This is a genomic window from Trichocoleus sp. FACHB-262 (assembly GCF_014696035.1).
Lineage (GTDB): Bacteria > Cyanobacteriota > Cyanobacteriia > FACHB-46 > FACHB-46 > Trichocoleus.
In genome coordinates, this window is sequence record NZ_JACJPK010000086.1 from 244363 (window position 1) to 258153 (window position 13791).

13 protein-coding genes are annotated in these 13791 nt (G+C 47.6%); 8 read left to right on the forward strand and 5 right to left on the reverse strand.

Annotation, left to right across the window (positions count from 1 at the left end; all coding sequences use genetic code 11):
• The first annotated feature begins 63 nt into the window (after nucleotides 1-63).
• The 6 genes from H6F68_RS18620 (at nucleotide 64) to H6F68_RS29630 (ending at nucleotide 6138) form a co-directional block, all read left to right on the forward strand.
• Nucleotides 64-576: an adenine phosphoribosyltransferase gene (locus H6F68_RS18620; protein WP_190434225.1), complete on the forward strand. Its 513-nt coding sequence runs from the start codon at nucleotides 64-66 to the stop codon at nucleotides 574-576.
• 11 nt (nucleotides 577-587) lie between these two features.
• Nucleotides 588-1679 (forward strand): ABC transporter permease, encoded by a 1092-nt coding sequence (locus tag H6F68_RS18625; RefSeq protein ID WP_190561271.1) that lies wholly within the window; start codon nucleotides 588-590, stop codon nucleotides 1677-1679.
• 63 nt (nucleotides 1680-1742) lie between these two features.
• Nucleotides 1743-2039: a hypothetical protein gene (locus H6F68_RS18630; protein ID WP_190555045.1), complete on the forward strand. Its 297-nt coding sequence runs from the start codon at nucleotides 1743-1745 to the stop codon at nucleotides 2037-2039.
• A gap of 178 nt (nucleotides 2040-2217) precedes the next feature.
• Complete coding sequence (locus H6F68_RS18635) at nucleotides 2218-2595, forward strand: low temperature-induced protein (protein WP_190555044.1); 378 nt, start codon at nucleotides 2218-2220, stop codon at nucleotides 2593-2595.
• 378 nt (nucleotides 2596-2973) lie between these two features.
• Nucleotides 2974-4356, forward strand: a complete 1383-nt coding sequence (locus tag H6F68_RS18640; RefSeq protein WP_199300164.1) for a sensor histidine kinase — start codon at nucleotides 2974-2976, stop codon at nucleotides 4354-4356.
• Between the two features lie 411 nt (nucleotides 4357-4767).
• Nucleotides 4768-6138 carry a sensor histidine kinase gene (locus H6F68_RS29630; RefSeq protein ID WP_190561275.1) on the forward strand — a complete coding sequence of 457 codons (1371 nt, stop codon included), beginning with the start codon at nucleotides 4768-4770 and terminating at the stop codon, nucleotides 6136-6138.
• Nucleotides 6139-6147: 9 nt separating this feature from the next.
• Here H6F68_RS29630 and rimM read toward each other — a convergent pair whose 3' ends face one another.
• Both rimM and H6F68_RS18655 read right to left on the reverse strand, forming a co-directional pair.
• Nucleotides 6148-6768, reverse strand: coding sequence for a ribosome maturation factor RimM (rimM, locus tag H6F68_RS18650; RefSeq protein ID WP_190561277.1), 621 nt, complete (start codon nucleotides 6766-6768; stop codon nucleotides 6148-6150).
• A 9-nt stretch (nucleotides 6769-6777) separates the two neighbouring features.
• Nucleotides 6778-8049, reverse strand: a complete 1272-nt coding sequence (locus H6F68_RS18655; RefSeq protein ID WP_399314486.1) for a valine--pyruvate transaminase — start codon at nucleotides 8047-8049, stop codon at nucleotides 6778-6780.
• A 396-nt stretch (nucleotides 8050-8445) separates the two neighbouring features.
• Here H6F68_RS18655 and glgP point away from each other — a divergent pair, with 396 nt between their 5' ends.
• Both glgP and H6F68_RS18665 read left to right on the forward strand, forming a co-directional pair.
• On the forward strand, nucleotides 8446-10659 hold the full coding sequence (glgP, locus tag H6F68_RS18660; protein WP_190561281.1) for an alpha-glucan family phosphorylase: 2214 nt from the start codon (nucleotides 8446-8448) through the stop codon (nucleotides 10657-10659).
• Between the two features lie 275 nt (nucleotides 10660-10934).
• Nucleotides 10935-11777: a Tab2/Atab2 family RNA-binding protein gene (locus H6F68_RS18665; protein ID WP_190561282.1), complete on the forward strand. Its 843-nt coding sequence runs from the start codon at nucleotides 10935-10937 to the stop codon at nucleotides 11775-11777.
• Between the two features lie 92 nt (nucleotides 11778-11869).
• Here H6F68_RS18665 and H6F68_RS18670 read toward each other — a convergent pair whose 3' ends face one another.
• The 3 genes from H6F68_RS18670 to psbV2 form a co-directional block, all read right to left on the reverse strand.
• Nucleotides 11870-12583, reverse strand: a complete 714-nt coding sequence (locus tag H6F68_RS18670) for a rhomboid family intramembrane serine protease (protein ID WP_190555037.1) — start codon at nucleotides 12581-12583, stop codon at nucleotides 11870-11872.
• 203 nt (nucleotides 12584-12786) lie between these two features.
• Entirely contained in the window at nucleotides 12787-13122 is a 336-nt protein-coding gene (gene petJ / locus H6F68_RS18675) for a cytochrome c6 PetJ (protein ID WP_370588098.1), read from the reverse strand.
• Nucleotides 13123-13266: 144 nt separating this feature from the next.
• Nucleotides 13267-13761 carry a photosystem II cytochrome PsbV2 gene (gene psbV2, locus H6F68_RS18680; protein ID WP_190561284.1) on the reverse strand — a complete coding sequence of 165 codons (495 nt, stop codon included), beginning with the start codon at nucleotides 13759-13761 and terminating at the stop codon, nucleotides 13267-13269.
• Nucleotides 13762-13791: the final 30 nt, after the last annotated feature.

Sequence of the window (13791 nt, forward strand, 5' to 3'; positions counted from 1 at the left end):
CCAATTTCAGGTTCAATTAGACAATAGTTGCCAACTGCACCCTCAATTCTTACTCGCAATTTTATGGATCTGAAATCCCTCATTCGTGAGATTCCCGATTTTCCTAAGCCAGGAATTCTGTTCCGAGATATTACAACCTTACTGCGCGATCCAGAAGGGCTGCGTTACACCATTGACACCCTAGCGGATAAGTGTGCCGATTTGGGTGCGGACTATGTAGTTGGCATGGAATCACGAGGATTTATCTTTGGGGCTCCTCTGGCTTACAAATTGGGAGCTGGTTTCATCCCCGTCCGCAAGCCTGGGAAATTGCCTGGTCCAGTTCACGCGATTGAGTATGAGCTGGAGTACGGCATGGATCGCTTGGAAGTGCATCAGGATGCCTTTCAGTCGGGCTGTCGGATTCTGATCGTAGATGACTTAATTGCTACAGGTGGCACCGCTCAGGCAACGGCCAAGTTAGTGCAACAATCAGGCTGTCACCTCGTAGGCTTTGGATTTATCATCGAGCTACGGGACCTCAAAGGCCGTGAACGGTTGCCCGAAGTTCCGATTGTGACCTTGGTTGATTATTAATACTAGGTTGAATGACTCTTTCTGATCGTGGTGGGCTAGACTCTTTCGGGCAACGGGTAATCTCCTCAGTTACCAGCGAAACGGCTGTCTATGTCGTTAAGCGACTATTACAGGCACTGCTGACTTTACTGCTGGCATCGGCCTTGAGTTTCGCGATTATTCAACTGGCACCTGGAGATTACCTCGATACTTTGCGGCAGAATCCTAAGATTTCGCCGGAGAGAATCCAAGAGTTGCAGCAACAGTTTGGTTTGGATAAGCCAGTACTGGAGCAATACGGACGATGGCTTTGGCAGATCCTCAAGCCTCATGTGGTTAAGGTGGGGCCAATTCCCCTGATTTTGCCTCAAGGGAATTTTGGCACTAGCTTTGTCTATCAGCGATCGGTGGCTGCTCTGTTATGGGAGCGAGTCGGCAATACGCTGTTATTGGCGATTTCCTCGTTGGTGATTACTTGGGCGATCGCGATTCCTCTAGGGATTGTCAGCGCTGTGAATCAAAACCGGACAGCGGATCGAGTGCTACAAGTCATTAGTTACGTGGGCCAAGGGTTTCCCAGTTTCATCACAGCGCTGCTGTTGTTGATTTTGGCCCAAAATACCTCGCCGCTCTTTCCCGTGGGAGATATGACCAGCATCAACCATGATGATCTTTCCCCCATTGGCAAAATCTTAGATGTGGGTTGGCACATGATTTTGCCCACTTTAGCCTTGAGCGTCACTAGCTTTGCAGGCTTGCAGCGCATCATGCGGGGGGAATTGCTGGATGTTTTGCGGCAAGACTACATTCAGACGGCACGGGCTAAAGGTTTGCCAGAAAACAAAGTCATTTACGTGCATGCTCTCCGCAATGCGATCAACCCTTTAATTACGCTGCTAGGGTTTGAATTTGCGGGTCTGCTGAGTGGTGCCTTTATTGCAGAATTTTTCTTTAACTGGCCTGGACTAGGTCGATTAATTTTGCAAGCTGTAATTGCTCAAGATCTTTATGTCGTAATGGCTAGCTTGATGATGGGGGCTGTGATGTTAATCATCGGCAATCTATTAGCCGATTTGTTGCTCAAAGCAGTGGACCCCCGGATTCGTTTGGAAAATTTGAAGTAGCCAACGCCAGCAACTTAAGCAACTTAGTAGATAGTTACTCCTAATCTTCTCCCTGAGGTGACTATGCTTTCTCAGGTTTATTACATTATTCGCTCTAGACTCGATGGCAATTACCTAACTGCGAATTTTAGTCAAGGTTCTAGCGGCACTAAATCTAGTTACTTATTAATGTTTCGTGAGGACTTCGAAGCCTTAAGTTATTTAAACACTCATGCCTCTGATCTAAGCGATCGCTTTGCCGTGGAATCCGTTCCTGGCACGCAAATCACTGGTTTAATGAAGCGTTGGGGGTTTGCAGGGGTTGGTATTGTCCAAGATCCACTCTTACCTCAGGTAGAGTTTCTATCTTCAGTCTCGTAACAGTTGGGTTTTCAAACGATTGTGGCTCCTCGCTTCGAATTTATTTCTCCAGAATCTATCCGGGTATAGATGCAGCAGAGTCACAGATTCCAGCAAATTAAGTGCAGGTCATTCAGGAAGTTAATCACAAAATTCCTGCTTAACAACACATAATAACTGTTACTCGGAGAAGCTCTATATGCAATCTATTCGCATCAACTTATCTGCTCTTCTACGTCCCGTGCGCTTTTTAGTAATTGCTTTTACTTGTGCATTACTGTTGGTAACGCAAGCCGCTCCTGCTTTTGCTGCTTCTTCTATGTATTCGGGCAGCAGCAGCCCCACCAAGGGTGAAGCTCAGCTCAAAGGTATTGAAGAGAAGTCTTACCAGGCGATCGAAGCCAACGATCCGTATGGAATAGAAAAAGAAGAAGTTGAAACCCAAGGTAAAGGCTTAAATGCGGCTCAGGGCGACGCTGATATTGACAAGATGTATCGTCCTTCCAATTCTCAGGATGCGGCTCCTTCGGTTGAACAAACCATCAAGAAGAATCTTGAAAAGCTTCAAGGTAAATAGCTTGAGTCGCTAGGGAGTCCTAAAGCTCACTTATTGTCACTACTGACATTCTTTCAGCCAATCTCACCTCTGTTTTAGAGGTTTCAAACTCTAGGGTAGGTTCCTGTAACCTGCCCTTTTTTCATGAAAATAATTAAGGGATGGGCGATGAATTAGTTGACAAGTTTTTTCTTTTAAGAGGTGAGTTAAAGTCTGTGCCAGGCGTAACTAATTTAATTGCTCAACATAGTTAGGCACTCAAAAGGTTAATTTTGAGTTAAATCTAGATTGTCTTTAATGGATTTGAGACAAGCCTAGTGTCATGCAAAATAGGGATATTCAGTTGTGTGCTTGATTGATTAGTTACTTACCACCCTGTTGATATACTCACCAATGGCTATGATGACTGAATCTCATTTGGACTTCTTAGAGCCTACCTTGTCTTTGGAGTCCACTCTGCAAGAATTACAGCTACACAACTTTCAAGTTGATTCTAATTGTCTTGGCTCAGAGGTTTCCCAAGTATTTGAACAGAACCCTTTGCTACCTGGTGTTATTTTAGTTGACTGTGGAGAGCTGATTGGTTCTATTTCACGTCGTAGGTTTCTAGAGCAAATGAGCCGTCCTTATGGGGTGGAACTATTTTCTAAACGGCCTCTAAAGGTACTCTATAACTTCACTAAAAGTGAAACTTTAATCTTACTAGGTGGTACTTCAATTGTGGCTGCGACTCGGCAATCGTTAGCGCGATCGCTAGAACTAATTTATGAGCCCATTATTGTACAAATAGAGCCTTCAGTTTACCGTCTATTAGATGTACATCAACTATTAGTAGCACAAGCTAAAATTCATGAGTTGACCACTCAGTTACTCCATGAGCAAACTCAAGCTCAAATGATCCAGACAGAGAAAATGGCGAGTCTAGGTCGAATGGTGGCAGGTGTGGCTCATGAGATTCTAAATCCTGTAAATTTTATTTGGGGAAATTTAGGATATTTATCTAGATACAGTCAGGACTTGATTAGACTGGTGTCAACTTATGACCAGGAAATAGCTCAAGTTTCTCTTGATAGCACCCTAGTCCAGCAAGAAAAAGCAGAAATTGAATTTGATTTTTTACTTCAAGATTTGCCGCAGGTAATTGACAGCATGCGAATGGGCGCAGAACGCCTTAAAAGAATTGTGGGGGGCCTGCGTAGCTTCTCACACATGGATGAAGCAAAGCTTCGAGCGACAGATGTGCATGAATGTATTGATAACACCTTGCTGATTTTGGGTAATCGCCTGAAGTACGGCGTCGAGGTAGTGAAAAATTATGGAGATTTACCTCTAATTAATTGCTATCCCGGTCAGCTCAGCCAAGTGTTTATGAATTTGATTAGCAACGCCATTGATGCATTAGCTGAGAAAACAGACAATACCACTAATGAGCAGAAGCTAAACGGAATTTTGGCAAAACAGCCAGTGACAACGAATTCTTGGCAGCCGCAAATTAAAATTTCAACCGCAGTTTTTAGAATTGAATCATCAGCATCCTTAAAATCTGATGACTGGGTTGTGATTCAGATTGTTGATAATGGTTGCGGCATACCCAGTGAGATTCAAGCAAGAATCTTTGAAAATTTCTTTACGACCAAGCCAGTGGGCCAAGGTACCGGGCTTGGGTTAGCTATCAGTCATCAGATTGTGACTGAAAAGCACCAAGGGCAACTGAGCTTGCGATCGCAACCTGGAGTCGGAACTGAATTTGAAATTCGGCTGCCCATTGTCTCTACACCCTAACGTCAGAGGCTTAGCGTGTTAGCGATCGAAGTTGGCAAGATTTAAGAGATGTAGCCTATTCTTCCACGGATTCAACTATCAGAAATTACGGAGTAAGTTGAGCTGAAGGCATTAGAACTGAGTTAGTCTTGATAGTTTTGCGGACGATTTACCGCTTCTGAATCTCTATACTGCGATCGCCGTCCTAAATGATTGATCAGGTTGGTGGGTTGTGAGGGCCGCACCCCATTTGGAATTTCCATAGCACCTATATTGAAAGGCAGAAGCCGATATTGCCGAGGCCAAGGTATTGTAAAGGCTAACCTGACTAGGGCTGATGGGTTTGAGGCGTAGATAGACTTGATGACAAAAGTTGGGCCTGGTTCTATTTCAAGGGATGTAGTTTAGGGTGTCTGGGAGAGTTGAGTGCTTGTGCTAAATCAATCCAGTTCTCACTTTATTCCACCCTCTCTCTCAGAAGGAAATGGGCTAGCCCTCAGTTTAGAGTCTCCGCTACAGGACCTACGGCTCTATAGCTTTCAAGTTGAACTCAGCCATTTAGGGTCAGAAATTGCTCACGTTTTTGAAAAAACCCCCTTGCTGCCAGGGGTAATTTTGCTAGAGCAGGGTGAGTTTGTCGGGATGATTTCTCGGCAGCAATTTTTGGAATATTTGCTACGTCCTCAAGGACTAGAATTGTTTCTCAACCAACCTTTGAGCGTGCTGTACAGTTATGCCCGAACCAAGCCGCTAGTTTTGTCTGCTAGCACCCCCATTGTGACAGCAGCTCAGCAAGCTCTACGGCGATCGCGCGAGTTGCTAGGGGAACCAATTGTGGTTTACACAGAACCCCAAACCTATCAACTGCTCAACATGCACGAGTTAAACATTGCTTACTGGCAAATTCGTGGCATTGAGACGCAGGTGAGGTACGAGAGAGCCCAAGCCCAAATGATTCAGACTGAGAAAATGGCCAGTTTGGGGCGCTTAGTAGATGGGATTGCACACGAAATCTTAGATCCAGTCAGTTTTATTTGGGGCAATTTAACCCATGTTTCCAGCTATAGCCAGAACTTGCTGGAGTTAATTGCTGCCTATCAAGCTTGTCTGACAGAACCCCCAGAAGAGATTCTCAATTTACAAGAAGACTTGGAATTGGACTATGTCATCAAGGATCTCCCCCATACCATTGCTAGCATTCGCTCCGGAGCAGAACGGTTATCCAAACTAGCAACCAGCCTGCAAAACTTTTGTCATATTGATGAGGTTTATCCGAAGCCAGCCGATTTGCATGAGTGCCTCGACAACATTTTGCTACTCTTGAAAAGTCGCTTGACTGGGGAAATTCAGATTGTTAGAAACTATGGTCAGCTCCCACCAGTTTCATGTTTTTCCGGGCAGCTAAGTCAAGTCTTTATGAATATTTTGACGAACGCGGTTGATGCCTTAATTGATCAAGCGGTTCGACAAGAGCTAGCCATTGAGTATTGCAGTCCAGGTATCCTGGCTCCGCCCCAAAAGCCTCAGATTGAAATTACCACTCAAGTTTGTCCCGCTAAGCTACTCAGTGTCGCTTCCGGAACTCGTTGGGTTTCCGTAAAAATCGCCGATAATGGCCCCGGTTTGGCTCCAGAACAACATCAACGCATTTTGGAATCGTTTTCCGTAGAGAAACGGGCTGCGAAGGAAACTAGTTTGTCCATGAGTTATCAAATTGTGACAGCTAGACATGGAGGCAAATTTGAACTGCGATCGCAACTAGGGGTTGGGACGGAGTTTACGATTCTCCTACCGTTGGTCTAATCGTCTGACCTATTCGATTAATCCCACTGGCGGAGTCAGTTCTACTCTTCGGGCCGCTAGGTCGACCACAGGGACAATCTCCTTGACAAATGGAACTAAAACCGTGGGTTGCTTAGGATTTGAAGGAGCGGCCAGTTTGACTTCTAGCAAATCGTTTCCAGCAGGAATCACATCTGTGACTGTACCTAGCAGCGCTTGCGTCGCTTGATCAAACACGTCTAAGCCGATCAAGTCGATGACATGGAATTCCCCTTCTTCTAACTGGGGGCGATCGCTTTCTGGCACTAATAACTTACAGCCTTTTAGCGCCTCGGCTTGGTCGCGATCGCTAATGCCTGCCAACTGCAAGATATACATGTTTTTGCCATGCAAATAGCGGCCCTTGATCAACTCAATTGGTTGGGGGTCAGTCGTATCGGTGGGCAATAGCCAACGGGTTCCCGGCTGCTCAAAGCGTTCTGGAAAGTCGGAGTCTGGGTAAACGCGCACTTCGCCTTTCAAGCCTTGAGCGGCGACAATTTTACCAATTTGTAGCCAACCTTCAGGAGCTGTGGCCAAGCTTGGCGGGGTGGTATTGGTCCGGGAAGGATTAGTTTTACGGCTCTCAGACATGGGGTTCTCGCGGATCATGGAAGAAACTCACTCACTTGCGGCTGCCAATTGATAAACTTCGGCAACCACTTTGGCTAAACGTTGCATGCCTATAGCAATTTCTTCGTTGCTAGCGGTGAGACTAATGCGAATGCACTGCTGCTTGTGGGGCCAATCTTCCCGCAAGCCTGGAAAAAACGAGCTGCCGGGGACCACAATAACACCCACCTGCTTGAGTCGCTGGTAAAACTCCCAATCTGTGAGGGGCAAGTCTTGGAGCCACAGCCAAGCAAAAATAGCACCTTCTCCTCGATGCAGCAGCCAAGGAATTTCCTGGGGCATCGCTTGATCGAGGCTCGTCTCCACAACGGTAAATTTTTCTTGGTAGTAAGGGCGAATCACTTGAGTTGAGATTTCTGCCAAGGCTCCTGAAGCGATCGCGCGGGCGGCAATCGCTTGGCCGTAGCGAGAAGAGTGGATGCAAAGATTGGTTTGGAATGACTCCAACACTCGGATCACTTGCTCATCTCCGATCGCAATCCCCACCCGTTCTCCCGGTAACCCTGCTTTAGATAAGCTCATGCAGTGAACGATATTGTCACCAAACGCCGGAGTCATGTCCGTAAAGTTCAAGGCTGGGAAGGGCGACGCATAAGCAGAGTCAATCAAAACCGGAACATTGTGAGGAGTAGCGAGGGCGGCAATTTTTTGCACCTCTTCGTCGGTGAGGACGTTACCCGTTGGGTTGCAAGGCCGCGAAAACAACACAAACCCTGTAGTTTCGTTAATTTCCAGTTGACTGAAGTCGGGGCGATACTTGAAGCGGTGAGCGCTAGCGTCAATATCTAGTGCTGGCTTATAAGCAACTAAAGCTTCGGGAATTAAGGTAACGCCGCCATAGCCTGTGTAATCAGGGCTAAGAGGCAGGACAATTTGCTTTAGGTTGCCGCTAGTGGTATAGCCGCCAAAAGCATTTGCAGCATAGAAGTACAGAGCTTGGCTACCTGGTGTAATCAGGATATTGCGATCGCTCAATTTGAGCCCATAGCGCTGATTAAAATCTTGGGCGATCGCCTCAATCAGCGGTTGGTAGCCTTGGCTTGACCCATAACGACAAACCACTTCTCCATATTCATTGCTGGCTAGGAGTTCTGCGGTGCAATCTCGCCACAGTTGTTCCACTTCGGGCAAAATCACCGGATTTCCAGCACTTAAATTGATGAACTCTTGACCAGCTCCGGCTCGCAGCGTTTCAATAATGTCTTTCATAATGGCTCGTACCCCAGTTAGCTGGGACATCTGAGCGCCGAATTGAGTCAAGACAGGGTTCATAGAAGAACTTAGGGCCAGTGCTACTTGAGGATGCTGATCAATGCTAACCGTTAGAGGGGCGCGATAGAAGCTTGTTAAACGCTGAGGTAGCTTTCAAAACTTAACTTGGCAAAAAATTTCTTTAGCTCTACTTACAACTTTGGTAACGAAGCTTTAGAGAGTATGAAATAATCGCCCCTCCCTCTCTAAGTCCTGTCAAGCTAGAACCCAGTCCCGTTACGTTGCGTTGCTTGTAGAGAGCTGATTCGAAAAGATTTGTATTTGTCCAGCCGTCGATCGAACCCCGCTAAGCACGTTGGACCCCTGATTCAGGCTTCATCTGGAGTAATGCCATTGGATAAGCCTGAGCCGAGATTTTAGTGAAGAACGAGAGCCTTAAATCCTATGACGAATACTGCCGCTATGACACCTGCTGCTAAGCTGAGTGCGAAGCTACCCCTTCCGCTGAAACGACTAGCAGACTTAGCTTACAACTACTGGTGGAGCTGGGCCAATGGCCATGTTTCTCTATTTCAAAACATTAACCCGGACGAATGGCAGCGCTCCGGGCATAATCCTGTGGCTCTTTTGGAGTCAGCCTCTTACGAACGTTTAACTCAGCTAGCGGAAGATCCCCTCTATCTCAAGCGCTTGCAAGGTTTAGCGACCCAATTCGATCGCTACATGCAAGAAACAGATACTTGGGCGAGCCGAGTGGCTCCACAACTGTCTCAAGAGCATCCTGTAGCCTATTTCTGTGCTGAGTTTGGCATCCATGAATCGCTCCCCGTTTACTCCGGTGGTTTGGGAATTTTGGCTGGGGATCACCTCAAGTCGGCTTCCGATCTAGGCGTGCCAATGATTGGGATCGGTTTACTCTACCGCCAAGGATATTTTCACCAACGTCTCAACCGCAATGGTTGGCAAGAGGATTACTACACAGACAATCCTTTTGAGCAGATGCCCTTGGAACTAATGACCAATGCCGAGGGAGAACCGATTACGGTTCAGCTACAAATCCGCCAGCGCATGGTCAAAATTCAAATTTGGCGGGTCCAAGTAGGGCGGGTGAAGCTCTACCTGCTGGATACAGACCGCGAAGATAATGATCCGATCGATCGCTGGTTGACAGGACACTTGTATGGCGGCAACCAGGAAACCCGGATCGCCCAAGAGGTTGTCTTAGGGATTGGTGGCGTTAAAGCAGTACAAGCTTTAGGGATTGAGCCTACGGTCTACCACCTAAATGAAGGTCATGCGGCGTTTTGCCTTCTAGAGTTGTCGCGCTTGGAAGTGCAACGGACGAGCAAGTCTTTCTACGATATTGAAGCCTCAGTGCGCGATCGCTGTGTATTCACGACTCACACCCCTGTACCCGCAGGCCACGACGTTTTCTCGGCTGATCTGATGGATTCCTACTTTGCCAGTTTCTGGCCAGAGTTAGGGCTGTCACGAGAGCAGTTTCTCTCCTTGGGTGCCCGTCGCCTCGGTGATCCTTGGGAACCGTTTGGCATGACAGTTTTGGCCTTACGCTTGTGCCGTGGTGCCAATGGCGTCAGTGAGCTGCATGGTCAAGTGTCCCGCAAGATGTGGAGCATTCTGTACCCCGATCGCCCAGAAGACAAAGTACCGATTAGCCACATTACCAACGGTGTGCATGCTCGCACCTGGACAGCTCCCTTGCTAAGCGATTTATACGCGCAGTATCTCGGCGAGAACTGGTCTGCGCGGGTGGTTGATCCCCAGATGTGGGCAAGAGTAGACCAAATTCCGAATGAGGAACTGTGGTCGCGCCACCAAATCTTGAAGGAGCGGTTGGTTGCTCATACTCGGTTTAAGGTTAAGGCATCGCGGCAAGGACGAGGTGAAGAGCCAGATCAAATCCACGCGGCGGATCACCTGCTCGATCCCAACATTCTGACGATTGGCTTTGCTCGTCGTTTCAGCCCCTATAAGCGTGGGGCGTTACTGCTGCGAAATGCGGAGCTAGCACTGCAAATTTTCGGTAACTCTGATCGCCCTGTGCAGATCATCTTTGCAGGTAAGGCTCACCCTGCCGATGAGGAAGGCAAGCGGATTATTCAGCGCTTAATGGAGTGGTGTCGTCATCATGCCATTCGCGATCGCGTGGCGTTCATTGAAGACTACGACATCTATACTGCTCAAAAGCTGATTCAAGGCGTAGATGTGTGGCTGAACAATCCTCGTCGTCCTTTAGAAGCTTCTGGAACCAGCGGCCAAAAGGTGTGCTTTAATGGCGGCCTCAACTGTAGTGTCTTAGATGGTTGGTGGTGCGAAGGCTACCAAGTTGGACCCGACGGCAAAGGTCTGAACGGGTGGGCGATCGGCGAAGATGCTAACACCAGCGACCAAGAACTGCAAGACCGCATTGATTCTGAATCGTTGTATCGGCTCCTAACCGAGGAAATTGTTCCCCTCTACTACGACCAAGATGCCAATGGCATTCCCCACGGTTGGATTCAAAAAATGAAGGCTTCGATCAAAACCAACTCCGTTGCTTTCAACACCGATCGCATGGTGGCCGACTACGTGAGACAAATGTATGCTCCTGGTGCAGTCGTCAATGCTGAACCGATTCTGGCGAGTGCTCTGGCGTAAGTGTTTTAGCTGTTAAGTCCAGATACAAGTACAAACAGTTAAATTAGTTTAGCGATCAAAAGCTGTCGTAGATGATATATCTGCGGCAGCTTTTTTTATTGAGTGCAAGGTTGCCAGGTGATTCGCCGAGCTTTTGCCCATTGATCCCGTTCTAGCTGATAGCCTGAGAATGAATTAGCTGAAGCTGGCCCAATCGACCACGACCGTAGCATCTGTGAGGCACAGCTATAACGCACGAACTCAACAAACGGGAATTAAACTTGGACCACCACAGTATGCTGATTTGGGAAGCTGATTTTTATCGTCGTCCCTTGCAGGATGAGCAGGGGCATCCCCTTTGGGAGTTGTTGCTTTGCGATCGCACCCGAACCTGGGAATTTAGTGCTCTGTGCCCCCAACCAGAAGCCAATGCTACTTGGGTCGTGAGCCAGCTACAGGCAGCAGCAAAAACGCAACAGCAATTCCCAGAGCGCTTACAGGTTTTTCGGCCTCAAGCCCTAGGCTTGCTTGAGTTGGCAGGGAAAGAGCTAGGAATAACAGTGGAACCGACTCGCCGGACCTTTGCTCTAAAGCAGCTACTACGCGAGAAAGCCCAGCAGTATTCTCAGTCCAGCAGCTACGCTCAGCAGCCTTATTCGCCCCTAGCTTTAGATAAGCCGCCACCAACCCCCATTGCCGAAAATCTTCAAGGAGAACAGTGGCGATTTGCCGCGATCGCCGCAGGTCAACTCGTCGATGCTTTCCAAGACCGCCCCATCCCGATTTTGGAGATGCCCGAAATTCTCTTACCTCTCAGTTTAGGATTGGCTTCTGATTTGCCTGTACCTGGGGTAATTATTGACGCGGGCCGCCGCTCTATGAAGTTGGCTCAGTGGTTGCAGCAAGTTCATCCTGTTGCCTTAAACTACATGGCTGGTAGTCCAGACGGCTTAATTTTGGAAGCTGGTTTAGCCGAGCGTTGGGTCATGGCCACCTTTGAAGATCTAGAAGTGCAAGCTGCGGCGCAAGCCTATGAACAACGAAAACAAGTGACTCAAGGGCTGCACTTCTTATTGGTGCAGCCCGATGACTCTGGAATGACCTATAGTGGCTTCTGGCTGTTGCATCCCGTGGATTAGTTGAGTGTCATTCAACTTTGTACAAAAAAACCGCTGAAGTTGTATTGCTACAGAGTTTCAGCGGTTAGACAACCTGTTTGGGAGAGAACGATTTAGAGGACGCTGGCTTCTGAGTCAGAGGAAAAGAGACCCAGTAACGGTCCTAAGATGGCACCAAAGACAAAGCCACCCGCGTGAGCCCAGTAAGCCACACCGCCGCCTTCCATACCAATATTTGTGGGGGCATTCAGGCTAGCCGCACCGTAGAAAGCTTGCTGAACAAACCACCAGCCTAAGAAGAAAAACGCTGGAATGCGGACGGTCGTGATAAAGAAGCCCAAAGGTAGCAGAGTTAAGACAGACGCTTTAGGATATTTCAAGATATAGGCTCCCATCACACCTGCGATCGCCCCACTTGCCCCTAAGGAGGGAATGGCGGAATTAGGCGAGAAAAACCACTGAGTCAGGGCTGCTAAAGCACCACAGGCTAGATAAAAAATTAAATATTTAACATGACCAAGGCGATCCTCTACATTGTTGCCAAAGATCCAGAGAAACAGCATGTTGCCTGCAATATGTAGGAAGCCACCATGCAGAAACTGCGAGCTAAATAAAGTGAACCATTCGGTGGGTCCGGCACTAACGGCTTGCCCCGCAAAACTAGCTGTTAATTCTCTAGGAACAACGGCCCAAGTGTAAAAGAACTTCTCCAATTGGCCGGGAGCCAAACTCAATTCAACTAGAAAAACTAATATATTTGCAACAATAAGGCCGTAGGTAACAAAGGGCGTGATTGTAGTCGGATTATCATCACGGAGAGGAACCACAGGCGTTTTTCCTAAGTATCTACTAGCTGGAAGATAACTGATTTAATTTAAGGCTGTCTGTTGATCTCCAGATAGATTTCTTCACAAAGTTTTCAGTTGGGATCAGCAAAAAACCCCTCACATACTGGAGGGGTTCTTGCAAAAACTAGATCACTCAATCTATAGAAAATAGTTTTGTCAGCAGATGTCAGTTTGCTAGAAGCTTACCAACCTTTTTCAGATTGCTCTAGAACGTAGGTTGCTACATCATCAATTTGCTGATCGCTGAGGCGGCCACCAAAAGCGGGCATGGCATTCTTACCATTTTTCACTTGGTTGGTAATGGCTTCCACAGAGTTCATGCCAAATTGGGCTAGAGCGTCCTTCTTCAGGGTCTTGTTAGCCATAATGACGTTGTTACCGCCCATATGGCAGGCAGCACAGTTAGCACTAAACACCTTGGCACCATTCGCTGCATCACCTGCGAGGGCAGGACGACCGAAACCAACAGCAAACAGGGCGATCGCCACCAAGACGATAGACAATAGCTTTCTCAACACAGTTCTCCTCTACTCAATCAATACACAGCAAACAACAAGAACGCCTTGCTTAGACTATTCTACGCTTCTACAAGGCATTTTTTAGTGAGGACGGGCATCTACCCATTCATGGCTTGCAAATTCGCAAAGTGTTTGAACTTTAGCTCAAAAATCACTAGTACCCCAACCGGGCGCTTTCTGAGCCGCTCTGAGAACAAACGCAGCCAATTTTTCAACCTGTTCTTGAGGTAACCAACTTTCGGGTACCTGGCGACAGACGTAATTTTCCTCGGTGCCATCATAGGTCATTGGTTGGCGCAAATAATCAACCAAATTATTGATGTTATCTCGCTGGGGAACTGCTCCCTGCAAAGCAGCTAGTGATAAAGACACCGGAGGATTAGGCAAGGTAGTGCCGCCCAAATGACAGTTCTTACAGTTGTTTTCAAATAAATGCTTGCCCACTACAAAGTCGTCTGGTGCAAACCAACGTGTTTGACCTTGCCCATCCAACTCCACGACTACAGGCTCAGTTACTCGCAAATACTGAGTGATATAAGACTCAGTGGCTGCTTGCGCGGGGCTACTGAATAACAGCATACCTAGCCAAACAACCAAAGTTGCGAGTAAAGGGGGAACTGAAAAGCGTAGGCGTCGCATGACATGAGCAACCTTTAGTGGGTCAGCAAG

Bases quoted from the DNA above. Each gene is read 5' to 3' on its own strand.
- psbV2 (WP_190561284.1), bottom strand. From the start codon at position 13,761: ATGCGACGCCTACGCTTTTCAGTTCCCCCTTTACTCGCAACTTTGGTT.
- H6F68_RS18620 (WP_190434225.1), top strand. From the start codon at position 64: ATGGATCTGAAATCCCTCATTCGTGAGATTCCCGATTTTCCTAAGCCA.
- rimM (WP_190561277.1), bottom strand. From the start codon at position 6,768: ATGATCCGCGAGAACCCCATGTCTGAGAGCCGTAAAACTAATCCTTCC.
- H6F68_RS18665 (WP_190561282.1), top strand. From the start codon at position 10,935: ATGCTGATTTGGGAAGCTGATTTTTATCGTCGTCCCTTGCAGGATGAG.
- H6F68_RS18625 (WP_190561271.1), top strand. From the start codon at position 588: ATGACTCTTTCTGATCGTGGTGGGCTAGACTCTTTCGGGCAACGGGTA.
- H6F68_RS18640 (WP_199300164.1), top strand. From the start codon at position 2,974: ATGATGACTGAATCTCATTTGGACTTCTTAGAGCCTACCTTGTCTTTG.
- glgP (WP_190561281.1), top strand. From the start codon at position 8,446: ATGACGAATACTGCCGCTATGACACCTGCTGCTAAGCTGAGTGCGAAG.
- H6F68_RS18630 (WP_190555045.1), top strand. From the start codon at position 1,743: ATGCTTTCTCAGGTTTATTACATTATTCGCTCTAGACTCGATGGCAAT.
- H6F68_RS18635 (WP_190555044.1), top strand. From the start codon at position 2,218: ATGCAATCTATTCGCATCAACTTATCTGCTCTTCTACGTCCCGTGCGC.